The 13,797-nt window shown below is 60.4% G+C and carries 10 protein-coding genes and 1 pseudogene; 2 read left to right on the top strand and 9 right to left on the bottom strand.

Annotated elements, in window-relative coordinates; all coding sequences use genetic code 11:
• Positions 1-120: 120 nt before the first annotated feature.
• The 9 genes and pseudogenes from cydB to B5525_RS19625 form a co-directional block, all read right to left on the bottom strand.
• Entirely contained in the window at positions 121-1,101 is a 981-nt protein-coding gene (gene cydB / locus B5525_RS19665) for a cytochrome d ubiquinol oxidase subunit II (RefSeq protein WP_079567483.1), read from the bottom strand.
• A gap of 2 nt (positions 1,102-1,103) precedes the next feature.
• Positions 1,104-2,519, bottom strand: a complete 1,416-nt coding sequence (locus B5525_RS19660; protein WP_079567482.1) for a cytochrome ubiquinol oxidase subunit I — start codon at positions 2,517-2,519, stop codon at positions 1,104-1,106.
• Positions 2,520-2,533: 14 nt separating this feature from the next.
• Positions 2,534-4,263, bottom strand: a pseudogene (gene poxB, locus B5525_RS19655) (ubiquinone-dependent pyruvate dehydrogenase).
• A gap of 82 nt (positions 4,264-4,345) precedes the next feature.
• Positions 4,346-5,668, bottom strand: a complete 1,323-nt coding sequence (locus B5525_RS19650; RefSeq protein WP_079567481.1) for an acetyl-CoA hydrolase/transferase family protein — start codon at positions 5,666-5,668, stop codon at positions 4,346-4,348.
• A 25-nt stretch (positions 5,669-5,693) separates the two neighbouring features.
• Positions 5,694-6,221: a (R)-specific enoyl-CoA hydratase RipB/Ich gene (gene ripB, locus B5525_RS19645; protein WP_079567480.1), complete on the bottom strand. Its 528-nt coding sequence runs from the start codon at positions 6,219-6,221 to the stop codon at positions 5,694-5,696.
• Positions 6,222-6,268: 47 nt separating this feature from the next.
• Positions 6,269-7,111, bottom strand: coding sequence for an itaconate degradation C-C-lyase RipC (ripC, locus tag B5525_RS19640; protein WP_079567479.1), 843 nt, complete (start codon positions 7,109-7,111; stop codon positions 6,269-6,271).
• On the bottom strand, positions 7,108-8,526 hold the full coding sequence (locus tag B5525_RS19635; RefSeq protein WP_079567478.1) for an MmgE/PrpD family protein: 1,419 nt from the start codon (positions 8,524-8,526) through the stop codon (positions 7,108-7,110). Before B5525_RS19635 ends, ripC begins: the two co-directional genes overlap by 4 nt.
• Positions 8,527-8,565: 39 nt before the next feature.
• Positions 8,566-9,531 (bottom strand): AEC family transporter, encoded by a 966-nt coding sequence (locus tag B5525_RS19630; RefSeq protein WP_079567477.1) that lies wholly within the window; start codon positions 9,529-9,531, stop codon positions 8,566-8,568.
• Between the two features lie 124 nt (positions 9,532-9,655).
• Positions 9,656-10,063, bottom strand: a complete 408-nt coding sequence (locus tag B5525_RS19625; protein WP_079567476.1) for a nuclear transport factor 2 family protein — start codon at positions 10,061-10,063, stop codon at positions 9,656-9,658.
• 275 nt (positions 10,064-10,338) lie between these two features.
• Between B5525_RS19625 and B5525_RS19620 the strand changes: the two genes are divergently transcribed.
• On the top strand, positions 10,339-10,758 hold the full coding sequence (locus B5525_RS19620; protein WP_079567475.1) for a winged helix-turn-helix domain-containing protein: 420 nt from the start codon (positions 10,339-10,341) through the stop codon (positions 10,756-10,758).
• On the top strand, positions 10,755-13,619 hold the full coding sequence (locus tag B5525_RS19615) for an ATP-binding protein (protein ID WP_079567474.1): 2,865 nt from the start codon (positions 10,755-10,757) through the stop codon (positions 13,617-13,619). The genes B5525_RS19620 and B5525_RS19615 overlap by 4 nt, the downstream gene beginning before the upstream one ends.
• The last annotated feature ends 178 nt before the right edge of the window (positions 13,620-13,797 follow it).

Raw genomic sequence — 13,797 nt, 5'->3', positions numbered from 1 at the left:
CGAAAATCAGCCGATGTCGTTCGCACTTGCGAGCTCCCTTCGACTTATTCTCTAGAGATATCAGCTCGTGTAGCGCTCATGGTGCCTTTCTCGTTTCACTGCTTTCTAAGCGCTTCGGCTCTAATCTGCCGGCCTCACGACTTTGCCTCTGAACACAGTCAGGCTGATCGCGGTGTAAAGCAGCATGAGCGGAAACACGAAGAGACCCGCTCCCCAAAACATGAAGGCAAGGCTCGAGTACGGGGCGGCCGCCTGTTCGACCGTGATCGAGAATGGGACCATGTAGGGCCAGAACGAGATCGCCAGCGTGCAGAAGGCCGCGACAAAGATCACAGCGACCATCGGGAACGGCAGCGCGTCATGCCGGCGGTGAACGCTGGCGGCAAGAGTGATTGCGGCCAACGCGCAGACGACCGGGAAAACAAACAAGGAGCGTCGGTCGAGCCAGCGCGTCATGACCGCAAAGTCTTGGGCCAGCGCGTAGACGAACACGACGATCAGAAAAACCAGCAGCGCCGCCGACAGATAGGGGATGAGGCGATGGGCGTGATCGCGGATCTCGTCGTCGCATTTCTGCACGAGCCAGCAGGCGCCGAGCAGCGCGTAACCGACACACAGGCCGATCCCGCAAAGCACCGCAAAGGGACTGAACCAGCCGAATTCGCCGCCAGCGTATCGACCGTCGGAAAGCGGCAGACCCTCCACAAGGGCGCCTACCATCAAGCCCTGAGTGAACGCCGCGACAAGCGAGCCTCCCGCGAAGCTCGCATTCCAGATCCACCGCAGCCGCTCGGCCTTGGAGCGAAACTCGAAGGCCACGCCGCGGAGGATCAATCCCGCCAGCATCAACAGAACCGGGAGATAAAATGCCGACATCAGGATTGAATAGACGACCGGAAAGGCACCCCAGAGGATCACGCCCGAGACGACAAGCCAGGTTTCGTTGCCGTCCCAGATTGGCGCCACCGCGCTAATCATGGCATGCCTTCGCTGCTCGCTGGCGGCCACGCCGAAGAGCATGCCAATTCCCAGATCGAAGCCGTCGAGCAAGACGTACATGAGAATGCTGACGGCGAGGAGCGTCGCCCAGAACATGATCATGGCTATTCTCCCGCTCCAACGTGAAGGACGCCCGCAGTATCTGGGTGGTCGACGACGGATAGGGGCCGGTTGGGAACGGCGGCCGAAGGCGGCAGCACCAGGTGTCCAACCGGTCCTGCGCGCAGCAGCCGGTAGATGTAGAAAACACCGAACGCGAAGATGAAGGTGTAGATCGCGCAAAAGACGATGAGAGAAATCGTCGCCGCCCGCGTCGTCAGGAACGGCGTCATCGCGTCCGCAGTTCTCAGCATGCCATAGACCACCCACGGCTGGCGTCCCACCTCGGCCGTGAACCAGCCGGTCAACGTTGCAATAAAGGGCAGCGGGAAGCTGAAGAACGTTGCCCAGAGCACCAGCCGATTGCGCTCGAGACGTCCGTCTCGGCTCAGATACGTTCCGGCCCAGGCCAAGGCCAACATGAGCAGGCCACATCCTACCATGATGCTGAAGCTGAAGAACGGAATGAGTACCGGCGGCCAGTCGCTCTCAGGAATGCTATCGAGCCCAACTTCCGCAGCGTCGAGACTGTCGGAGTCGATCAAGCTGCCCAAGGGTGCGGGTAAGGTAATCGCGAAGCGATTGCGCCGCTGCGCTACGTCCGGCCACGCGAGCAGCACTTCGGATGCCGGCTTTTCGTCGTGCCATCGCGCCTCAATGGCGGCCATCTTTGAGGGTTGGTAACGGACAATGTATTCACCGTTGAGGTGCCCGAAGAAGAGCTGAATTGGCATGAGCACGGCGGCCAGATACAGGCCCATGCGGAGCATGATCTTCGCCTCGGCGGCGAACGTGCCACGCAGCAGATACCACGCGCCGGTCGCAGCAACGCAGAATGCGCCGGTCAAGTAAGCGGCAAGCAGCATGTGCGGAAAGCGCGACCAGACCACCGAGTTGAAGATGATCTTGGTCCAATCATTCGCCACGAACATGCCGTTCTCGACGACATAGCCGACCGGAACCTGCATCCAGCTGTTGTTGATCATGATCCAGAACGCCGACAGCGTGGTGCCGAGGGCGACCATCGTGGTCGAAAACAGATAGAACCAGGGGGCAACCCTCTGACGGCCGAACAGAAGCACGCCGAAGAAAGTCGCCTCCAACGCAAAAGCGGTGAAGGTCTCGTAGGTGAGCAGCGGCCCCTGGATTGGGCCCGACATGCGGGACAGTTCGCTCCAATTGGTGCCGAACTCGAATGCCATGACAATCCCGGAGACAACGCCGAATCCGAAAGCCACACCGAAGATTTTGAGCCAGAACTCGAACAAGAGGCGGTAGGTCAGGCGCCCCGTCGCGAGATGAAGGGATTCCAGAACGGTGAGCCAAGCTACCAGCCCAATCGTGAACGACGGGAAGATGATGTGAAACGATACAGTGAACGCGAATTGCAGCCGCGAGAGAAGGAGCGCCGTGACATCCATCGTGCGTCGCGCCTTTACCGCCAGAGATTGGTTTTTGCGAGATCGATGATCTCGTCGGTCCGACCGCTCATGATCGCCTTCACCATGTAGAGCGAGAAGCCCTTCGCCATCTCGATGTTGATCGAGGGCGGAATGGCGAGTTCTGTCCGGCTGACGACCGCGTCGATGAGAACAGGGCCGTCATGCGCGAAGGCAGCGGCGATACCGTCCTCGACCTCGGCGGGGTCTTCGATCCGAATACAGCGAATACCGATCGCTTCGGCCATGGCCGCGAAATTCGGATTCTTGAGCTCGGTCCCAAAATCGAGGAAGCCCGTCGACTTCTGTTCAAGCTCGATGAAGCCGAGTGCACCGTTGTTGAACACGACCACCTTGGCGGGGAGGCGGTGCTGCACGAGGGTGAGCAGGTCGCCCATCAGCATGGTGAAGCCCCCGTCGCCTGAGAGCGAGATCACCTGCCTACCGGGAAACGCGCTTTGTGCTCCAATCGCCTGTGGCATCGCATTGGCCATCGACCCGTGCCAGAATGACCCGATCAGCCGCCGTTTGCCATTCATCGCGAGGTAACGGGCTGCCCAGACCGTCGGCAGACCGACGTCGCAGGTGAAGACCGCATCCTCGGCCGCCAGGTCGTTGATCGCCTTGGCGATCTGCTGAGGGTGAATCGGCGTCTTGCCGGTGGCCGGACGAGCAAGCTCATCGAGACCCTTGCGCGCTTTGCGATGGTGTTCGCGCGCCCGGCCGAGATGATTACCGTCTCGCTTCTCCTCAAGGCGTGGCAGCAGCGCGTCGTGGTCGCGCGCACGTCGCCAATCACGGCGAGATCGACCGACGCGCGGCGCCCGATGGCCTCTGCCCTCAGGTCGACCTGGGCGATCCGGACCCCAGAACCACGCGGATAGAACTGCCGATAAGGGAAGTCGGTTCCGAGCATCAACAGGACATCGCAATCGATCATCGCGTAATAGCCCGACGAAAAGCCGATCAATCCGGTCATGCCGACGTCGTACGGATTATCCCATTCGACGTGCTCCTTACCCCTTAGCGCGTGAACGACAGGAGCCTTGAGACGTTCGGCGAGAGCGACGACCTGAGCGCCTTGACAGCCCGAGCCGCACAGCATCGTCACGCGGCTGTCTCCGTTGAGCAGTGCGGCCAACTGATCCAAAGCTTCATTTGCCGCCGGCATGGCGGGCCGAACTGGCAGGAGATTCGCAGGGATCGGATCAGTCGCCGCAGCGGCTAGCTGTAACGCGACATCGCCGGGGATGACGACCACAGAGACGCCACGATTGGTGACGGCTTGACGGATCGCGAGCTCCAGCGTGCGCTGTATCTGATTGGCACCGGCAATATACTCGCAGTAGTGACTGCATTCCTTGAACAGCTGCTCCGGATGCGTCTCCTGGAAATATCCGGAGCCGATCTCACTCGATGGGATTTGCGCGGCGATGGCGAGGACCGGCACGCGGGAGCGATGACAGTCGAACAGGCCGTTGATGAGATGCAGATTGCCCGGCCCGCAACTGCCCGCGCACACCGCAAGCTCTCCAGTCAGATGCGCCTCGGCGCCGGCCGCGAAGGCGGCGACCTCTTCGTGCCTGACATGCACCCATTCGATCTTGCCCTGCCGACGAATTGAATCGGTCAACCCGTTCAGACTGTCGCCCACGATGCCGTATATTCGTTTGACACCAGCCGCGGCGAGGGTTTCTGCGAATTGATCAGCAACAGTCTTTGCCATGACGGTTCTCTTGTGCTCAGTCAATGTGGAAGGTCGCCAATACCATTTGCCGGTCCTGGTTTGCGTCTGCCACGGTGTTCACTCAGATGAGGTGAAGCTGCTTCGCGGCGTCAGTCAGTTCGTCCCGAAACTCGGGATGGGCGAGCTCGATCAGTCTGAGCGCACGCTCGGTCGAGGACAGGCCCTTGAGATTAACGGCGCCGAACTCAGTGACGATGTAATGCGTGTCGATGCGCGGCGTAGTAATTGGCCCCTCCAGCCGAGATACGATGCGTGACACTTTGCCCTTCGCCGCGGTCGAGCGCGCGGCAATGATCGACTTGCCGCCTTTCGACGCATAGGCACCACGGACGAAATCAAGCTGGCCGCCGGAGGCACTGTACTGGTGGCCGAGCATGTGCTCGGAATTGCAGGCGCCGGTCAGATCAATCTGAATCGTGGCGTTGATCGAGACGACGTTATCATTCTGTGCAATGATCCGCGGGTCGTTGACGTAGTCGACCGGCGCGCTCGCGATTGCTGGATTGTCGTTCAGGAAGTCGTACATCGCCTTCTGCCCCATGGCGAAGGTGAAGACGGTTTTGCCGCGATCTATCGTCTTCCGCCGGTTGTTGACGACGCCGGCGCGCATCAGGTCAACGAGGCCGGGATTTAGTGCTTCGGTGTGAATACCGAGATCGTTGCGGTCTTTCAATTCCGCACAGACGAGGTTTGGCAAGGCGCCGACACCCATCTGCAAGCAGGCGCCGTCGGGCACCAGGCTCGCAATCGTCCTGCCGATCACTTCATCCTCAGCCGCAGGTCCGCGCACAGGGAGTTCGAGCAGCGGTATATGGTTCTCGACAATGGCGTCGACCTCTGACACGTGCAGCTCCGCCCCGGCACCATTCACGCGCGGCATGTTCTTGTTGACCTCGACGATAAGCCGTCTGGCCGAGCGGGCGACTTTGGTCGAATAATCGTTGCCGGTACCGAAGGTGAAATAGCCGTGGCGGTCCATCGGCGAGACGGTGCAGACGAAGGTGTCGATGCCGATCTCGTCTATCAGCAGGCGTGGCGCCTGATGAAAGTTGTTGGGCACATAGTTGATGACCTTGCGGTCGCCATCCTCGACACCTCGCTTGATCAGTGCTCGCTCGATCTCGGTGACGAACATGCAGTACGGGCGAATGCGGTCGTTCAGCTCGTAGCGAAGGATTGTCTTTCCGGCGATGCTCGTCGCCTCGAAGTAATAGACATTGAGATTCTCGATGCCGCCGGCCCCGGCGCGGTCCGCCAGGGCCTTCAGAAGCGCCGGCGGCTCGGCCATTGCCATACCGATTGAGAGCTTTGATCCCGAAGGAATGGAGGCCACCGCCTGGTCGGGCGTGGTCAATTTCGATTGATAGAGCGAGTTAGTGTCCATCGTAGTGACTCCTCTCAGTCATCGTTTAGTAGTTGGCTGCTTCCTCGGACGAATGGCCGCGGCGATGGACGAGCATGGTGCGCTCGAAACTCATCACCTCGGCGCCGTCCTGGTTGATGCCCCGCGTCAGGACCGTGACGATCCCCTGGGTCGGCCGGCTCTTGGACTCGCGCTTGTGCAGCACCGTGCTCTCGGCATAGAGCGTGTCGCCGGCGAACACCGGATGGCTCGCTTTCACCTTGTCCCAGCCGAGATTGGCGACGACTTTCGCGCTGACCGTGCGGACGCTCATGCCGGTGAGCAACGCAAGCGTGAAGGTCGAGTCGACCAGCATCTTCTTCCACTCGGTTTTGGCGGCGTACGCCGCATCAAAATGGACCTGCTGGATGTTGAGGGTCAGCAGGGTGAAGTAAGTGTTGTCGACATCGAGGACGGTGCGGCCGGGGCGATGCTCGAACACGTCGCCGGGTTCGAAGTCCTCAAAATAGAGCCCTGAGGTTTCGCGGTAGCGGCGGGAGCCGACGGTCTTATAGGCGGGAAGGATGGTTTCCATGACATTGTCTCCTTCATCAAAGTGGGATTGAATAAGCGGTTGTTGGCTTAGGCCTCGAGCCCGGCCGAAGCGAGCGTGCGGCGTGCTTTGCGGGCGACAGCCTCGTCGATCATCTGGCCGTCCACGGTGCCGACTCCCCTGGTGTTCTCGGCGAGAATCGCGCGGGCTCTTTTCACCGCTTCGGCACTCGGCGTAAGCGCCGCATTGATCGCGCCGATTTGTGCAGGGTGAATGGCGGCTTTAGCGCTGAAGCCGAACGTTACCGCACCGACGACCTCCCGTTTGAGGCCGGGCTCGTCATGCAGGTCGAAGTACGGCGAGTCGACTGACACCACCCCTGCCAAAGCACAGGCGGCGATAAGGCGGCAGCGCACAAAGGCGAGAGGTTCCCAAGCGACGGTCGCGCCCAGGTCGGCCGCCATATCCGCTGCACCCAGCATCAGACCCGCGAGCCGCGGCGTTGCCGTCGCGATCGCTTCGACCGCGGCGAGGCCACGCGCGCTCTCGATCAGACCGATGAGACGGGTCGCTTTCCCGGCCGCAGTCAGGAGACGATCGAGAATTTCAATATGGCCGGCCGTCTCCGTTTTGGGCAGCACCAGAAAGTCTGGAGCCGCCGTGGATCCGAGCAACGCGTCCAGATCAGAAATGCCCGCGCGCGTGTCGAGCCCGTTGATTCGCAGCGCGTGTAGCGCACCATCGGAAGGGTTTTTCGTCAGGTAATCGAGAGCAGTGGTCCTTGCGCGCGCCTTATCCCCCGGTGCCACGGCATCCTCAAGGTCCAGGATTGCAACGTCGGCGCCGGCCTGGGAAGCTTTCGCAAAGCGTTCCGGGCGGGTTGCCGGCGTGAACAGCCAGCTTCGAGTGCGGATCGGTGCCTGGCTGGTCATGCGGTTTCCTTTCTGGATAAGCTGCGGCCCGCATCACCGACCTCTCCGCCAGGTGCCTTTGCGTAGCTGAGCAGTTTCAGCAAATCCCGAACCTGGATGCTTTCGAGCGAAAGCACGGCGTCCTTTATCTCCCGACTTAGCCCCGCGTCGATGCGACCGACTACGAGCCCGTCGAATTTCTCAACGGATTCCTCCCATGTGAACGGACGGGAAGCGAGACCCGGGTAGTCTTGGACCTCGTGCTCGATCACTGTCCCATCTTGAAATCGGACAGTGATCTTGGCGGGCATCTTCCGGGGATATTGAGCCGTGAATTCGTGGTTCGGACGGGCCGAAACCTTCTTTAGCAACGCTTGCACATCGGGCTTGGCGATACGGTCCGGCTTGAATTGTGCCGGCGTCACATCGCCATCGATTAGGGCGACCGAAAGCAGGTACGGCAAGCTGTGATCCGCCTGTTCCTTGGTACGGATGACTTTGTCCACGCCGTAAAGGCCGCCACCAGCGAAGTCGAAAGCGAGTTGGAACACCTCTGCCTCGATCGAGACAATCTTGTTGGGATCGAGTCCTTTCTGCCTCGCCAGTTCGACCATGCAATGGACCGCGGACTGCGTGTGGATCATGGAGTTGTACTTCTTGATGGTGCTCTCCGTGACGCCGTCATATCCCTGCTTGTCCCAATCGATGTCGATCTTCATCCCGAGAAGGTGGTCAATCCCCAGCGGGCCCTCGATCACTTGCAGCGGCCCTTCCACGCCGCGCCGGGCAAGGAAGAGCGTGTTCATGGCACCGAGCGCCGACTGCGCCGAGGCGAGACCTTTCCACTGCGAGAGCGGCTTTGCCCGAACCACAGCGAATGACGCATCGCTGACCGCGGCCATCGCGATGGCGTGACCAATCTGCTGCTCACTCAAGCCAAGCAGTCGCCCAGCAGCGGCGTTGTGCGAGAAGGCTAGTTGCGCTGTGTGGTCGAAGCCGCGCGTCATGAAGTTGGCATGATCAACGAACCGCGACTGCACCGTGTAGCCCAGGGCCACCCCGAGCATCAGGTCGCGGCCAGTGCCGCCGACGTAGTCGGCAATCGTTAGCGCCACGCCGAAATTGTCTGCCGTGTGGCAGGTTTCGTGCTGGGCCAGGAAGTTGTCCATGAAATCAACGTAGCGCACGAGTGCGGTGTGCCAGAACGCGGCGTAGATCGGGTTCGCCTTTCCACCACCGATCAGCGTGGACGGGCCGGTGCCACCAAACTCTGCAATCTGTTCGCGACAGGCCTGAACAGGGCCGGCCCCAAGGGCGGCGATGCAGCAGCCCAGCGAATCCAGGATGTGAACCGGCAGTTGCTTGCGCGATTCGACCGAGAGGTCGTCGAATTTGGCACGAGCGGCGTACCTGGCGAGAGCTTCGACTTGGGTCATGTTTGGAATTTTCCTTTTTCAGTGGACAGGCTGGCGTCGCTAGGACGTCAGGGCGATGAAAACCCCCATCGTAACGATCGAGCCGATCACGCTGAGGAATACGGCGGAAGCTGCGTCCTCCTGCTCGACGCGGTATTGCAGAGCGAGCATGATCACTATGGGCATGGTTGGAATCGCCGTCGTCAGCACCGCCTCGCTAACAATAGTTTTGCCGTAGCCGACCCATCGCAATCCGCCCAAGACCAGGGCGGGCTGCAGGATGTTTTTCAGGAATACGAGAAACAGGACATGCGAATTGGCTCTGATTTTTCCGGACGCGAGCACGATCCCGCTGGCAAACAGCGCGACGCCCGCGGAAGCGCCTCCCAGCAGCGAAAGCGAGTGGATGATGAGCTGAGGAATGTGGAGCCCGCTCAGCACCACCACGAAAGCGAGTACGGGTGCCCAAACAAGCGGCTGTTTGACCGTCTCCGCAAGTTTGGCTGCGGGCGAGGCCAAATACTCTTTGTCCTGCGCCGCCAAGCTCGCTCCCTGTGGGTCTCTCGCGGCCGTATCCAGTGCGAGAAGAAGAATCGTGACTGGCACGACGGTGAGGTTGATGACGAGACTGGCTATCGCGATCGGAATGGCGCTGAGCCCTCCGAACAGATCACCGAGGACGGCCGGGCCCACGAAGGGCACTGCTGGCGCGGAAGCCGTCAGCGCGTGGAGCGCGCTGATGCCCGTTGGGAAGCGAAGGATGATACGAGAGAACAGAAACACCACACCGTAGAGACCAATAATGGCGAAGCACAAAGCGATGACCAGCGGGATGTCTTGACTGAGTGCTGCGCGGGACGTCGCGACCGTTCCAGCAAAAAGCGCCAGCGGGACGGCGTAAAGCAGAACCATCCGATTCAGGATCGAGGCATCGTTCCGCCCGAGGTCGTGATGCCACGACGCTATGAAGCCGAGCACGAAGGTGACGACCATCGGCAGGAGTGCGCCCAATATGGTGTACAGCATTAAGGTTGTCCTCGACCACTTGGCGTCTCAATTCAGGTGCAATGCCAAGACGCTTCGGGTGCTCTCGGCCTCGGGCGCCGCTCTGAGAGAGCGCTGGAGGCGAGCTCGTGCGCAGGCGTCTGGACTAGGCGGCGACCGGATTCTCTTTGAAAAGCTGGGCGACCAGAGCCGAGTCGAGATAAGCTCGAACTCGCACGATCTTGTCGGCCTCGAAAAAGAGGATCCAACAGTAACGATTGTCGAATCTCATGCCGTTCCGTGCCGACGCCAGGGAATGGAGCTCGACCACCGCTTGGTCGCCTTTGACGATGAGATATTCCAAGTGGAGTTGAGTTCCTTGCGGAAGCACTTTGCCCAGTTTGGTAAAGGTACCGGCGATAAAGTCCGCCTTGCTGCGATAGCGACCGGCGAGCGGATGAGTACCCATCACGGTCCAATCGACGTCGTCAGCGACATGTGTAAAAAAGGCGGCTCCGTCGCTTTCCTCCAGATCTTTGAATATTTCACGAACGAAGTCAGGTGTAACAGCCATCTGATTTCTCCTTGGCCATTTGAATATTGGCCGATCGTTGCAACTGCAGTGAGGGGAGTTTCCGCTCCGCCGCAATCCGCTGCCTACTGCAAGGATTTACGCAGGAGCCGTGGGAATGCTCGTTTGATATCGTAAGATGTTGTTAGTTATCGTCAGCGGCAGCAACTCGCAAAGCTTGTCTGGCAACAACAGCAGGTTCCCATCCTGATTGTGCGGAACCGATCCTTGGCTTAAAGTCAAAACCAGGTGGTCAGGCGGCTACGAAAGATGACGCCATGATGGAACCGGTGACGGAGACCAGAGACGCAACATCGTTGAGGCTTTTCAGCTTGGATGCGAGCCGACGACTCCTCGTGGAAGACGGCATCGAATTGGGCGCGCGAACTCTCGACATTTTAATGGAGCTGGTGTCCCGTCCGTGCGATGTCGTGAGCAAGAACGATCTGCTGGCGCGGGTCTGTCCTGATGTCATAGTGGAAGAAGGCAGTCTTCGGTTTCACATCGTCGACCTGCGCAAGGCGTTTGGTTACGCAAAGGACGACGCGCGAGACATCGCGACCTTGAGGGCGCGAGGCTATTGTTTTGTAGCGGGCGATCGGGTCGAGGAGATTGCGGCTTCGGCTCGTTTTCCGCACGCCAACCGTCCACCCCCCCTGATCGGAATGTTTAAGCGCGACCGCGGACAACGCGTATGAGTGATCACCGCAAGCCAGAACCCAAGGACGTTCTCTCTTTTGGCCCGTTCAGCCTGTTTGCGGCCGAGAGGCTGCTGAAGAAGGGGGACGAGCCGATACCGCTCGGCGGCCGCGCGCTCGACATCCTGATCGCACTCGCGGAGCGGCCTGGGGAAGTTGTCACCCGCAAGGACCTAATTTCAACGGTGTGGCCGGATGTGACGGTTGAGGAAGCCAATCTCCGCTTTCAAATGGCTGCCCTTCGCAGGGCGCTTGGTGACGGGCGAGACGGCGCTCGCTACATATCCAATATTTCCGGTAGGGGTTATTGTTTTGTTGCGCCAGTCACACGCTCGAGTGCTAGGCAAACGGCTCCGGTCACCGGGATCACCACCACAGAACGAGTTCAGAAGCTGCCGCCGCGACTAGCGCGAATGGTCGGCCGTGATGACACCGTTAGAGCGTTGACGCAGCAACTTCAGGAGTGGCGCTTCGTCAGTATCGTCGGTCCCGGCGGTGTCGGCAAAACCACCGTGGCAATCTCCGTCGCTCATGCGCTGATTGATGGATTCCGTGGTGCGGTCTTCTTCATCGATCTGGCTGCTCTGACCGATCCCCAACTCGTGGTGACTGCGATCGCATCGGCACTCGGGTTCATGGTGCAAACCCAGGACCCGCTCGTTGGTCTGCTGGCCTTTATTGGCGACAGGAAGATCCTCCTCGTGCTCGACAATTGCGATCACGTGATCGGCGCTGCGGCCGCACTGGCCGAACGCGTCGTCAGCGAGGCGCCACAAGCGCACATCCTGGCGACCAGCCGCGAAGCGCTCCGGGTCGAAGGTGAACATGTCCACCTATTGTACTCACTTGATTGTCCCCCCGAGGATGCCGGCCTGACTGCGACGGAAGCGCTCCGGTATCCCGCTGCCCAGCTTTTCATGGAGCGGGCCGCGGCGAGCGGCTATGGCGCCGAGCTGAGCGATATCGATGCGCCGATAGTAGCCCGGAGCTGCCGCCGGCTCGACGGGATCGCACTTGCCATTGAGCTCGCGGCCAGTCGCGTTGGCTCCCTTGGGATTCGTGGAGTTGCGGAGCTGCTCGACAACCGCTTCGGCTTGCTCTGGCAGGGCCGCCGCACCGCGCTGCCGCGGCACGAGACCTTGAACGCGATGCTCGATTGGAGTCACAGCCTGCTTTCGGAGCGCGAGAAGGTGGTGCTGTGCCGGCTGTCAGTGTTTGTCGGGGGCTTCACGCGTCAGGCCGCCGGCTCCGTTGCGTCGGAGACAGACGCAGACGAGGCAGAGGTTATCGATGCGGTCGCGAGCCTTGTTGCAAAATCCCTGGTATCCACGACCGTCATCAACGAATCGACCTACTATCGGCTGCTCGACACCACGCGCACCTACGCCGCTACCAGACTCGCAGGGCGCGGCGAAGCGGCTCGCATCGCCCGGCGCCATGCGATCTTTTATTCCAGGTTTCTCGAACGTGACGAGATCATCCAGTCATTGTTCGGCGAACATGATCTTTCGGGATACGCCCCACATATCGGCAACGTGCGGGCGGCACTCGGATGGGCGCTGTCAGACCATGGCGATGCCGCGGTCGGCATCGAGCTCGCCACTTGGGCGGCGCCGCTGTTCATCAGACTGTCGCTGTTCGAGGAATGCAGGGGTTGGTGTAAACGGGCGCTGGCCGTGCTCGACGACGCCAGCCGAGGCACCAGACAGGAGATGGTTCTTCAGGAAGCCCTAGCGCTGGCGTCGATGCTCACCAGGGGTCACAGCGATCAGGTTCGGGCCGAACTCGAGCGTGGACTTGCGCTGGCGGAAGCTTGCCAGGACCATGGGCGCCAACTGCGCCTTCTCTTCGGTCTGAACCTTTTTCTTCATCGGCTCGGCGACCTCCGCGACGCCATGGCGGTCGCGGAACGAGGCCGCGCCATCGCGCAGGCTGCCAAGCTACCGACAGGCACCGTCTGGGCGGAGTGGAGGGTGGGCATTACTCACCACTTTCTGGGCAACCAGGCCGCGGCACAGCTCCATCTTGAGCACGGCATGGCACTCGCGGTCGAGCTTGATACCTTCAGCGTCAATTTCTTCGGTCTTGATCAGCGCATCCGCGCGCTCGTCGGCCTCGCCCGCACCTTGTGGCTGCGTGGTTTCTCTGATCGCGCGCTCAAAATCGAGCAAAAGGCTAGCCATGAAGCGGCGAGCCGGCATCACCCAGTTCCGATTTGCGTTTCGCTGGTTTATGCCTCGATGTTGCAACTGTGGACCGGTAATTTACTAAAAGCCGGCGACTTCATTGAGCAACTGATCGCATATGCTGGACGATACTCGCTGGAGCCGTACCGTGCCGGCGGCATCGCGCTGAAAGGCGAACTTGCCATCGCCCGAGATGAGCCGGAAGCCGGTCTCGATTTGCTACAGAGCGCGCTGGAGTCCCTGCGCGCCCAGCAGTACAATATCCTCATCACAGATTTCATCGGCGCGTTGGCGGAAGGCTTGCGTAAGACCCGGCAATTCGAAGAGGCACATTTTACGGTCAATGGAGCCATTGCGCGTGCGAAAAATAGTGGAGCGGAATCTAACTTGTCCGAACTGCTCCGGATTAAATCGCAGATTCTCGTAGCACAACATGACCGTGAATCCGCCCTGAACTGCCTGACCGAAGCGCTCACTATCGCACGCGAGCAATCTGCGCTCGCCCTGGAGCTGAGGACGACAATGGTGCTGGCCCGCCTGCTCTCCGAAGACGGCCAGCGCGATCAGGCCCGGCATGCGCTGGCTCTCGTCTACGACCGCTTCACGGAAGGATTCGACACCGCGGATCTCAAGCTGGCGCGGGCGATCATTGAGGATTTGCGACAGGCATTTTAGCCGCTCCACAGCACCGCTGGTAGCCACGATATCATTCTTTCTACGGGGTGGCGCAGGCTCGGGCGGATCTGAGCATTGCCGACGCGCAACTCCACCGCATTCATCTTGTGGCGCCAGCTGCGATCTATATGCCATTCTATATGACGCGCGGTCCGAACGTCTCGAACTCATATGCGGT

Source organism: Bradyrhizobium erythrophlei (assembly GCF_900129505.1).
In the GTDB taxonomy this organism is placed as follows: Bacteria; Pseudomonadota; Alphaproteobacteria; order Rhizobiales; family Xanthobacteraceae; genus Bradyrhizobium; species Bradyrhizobium erythrophlei_D.
This window is presented reverse-complemented; position numbering and strand designations above follow the sequence as displayed.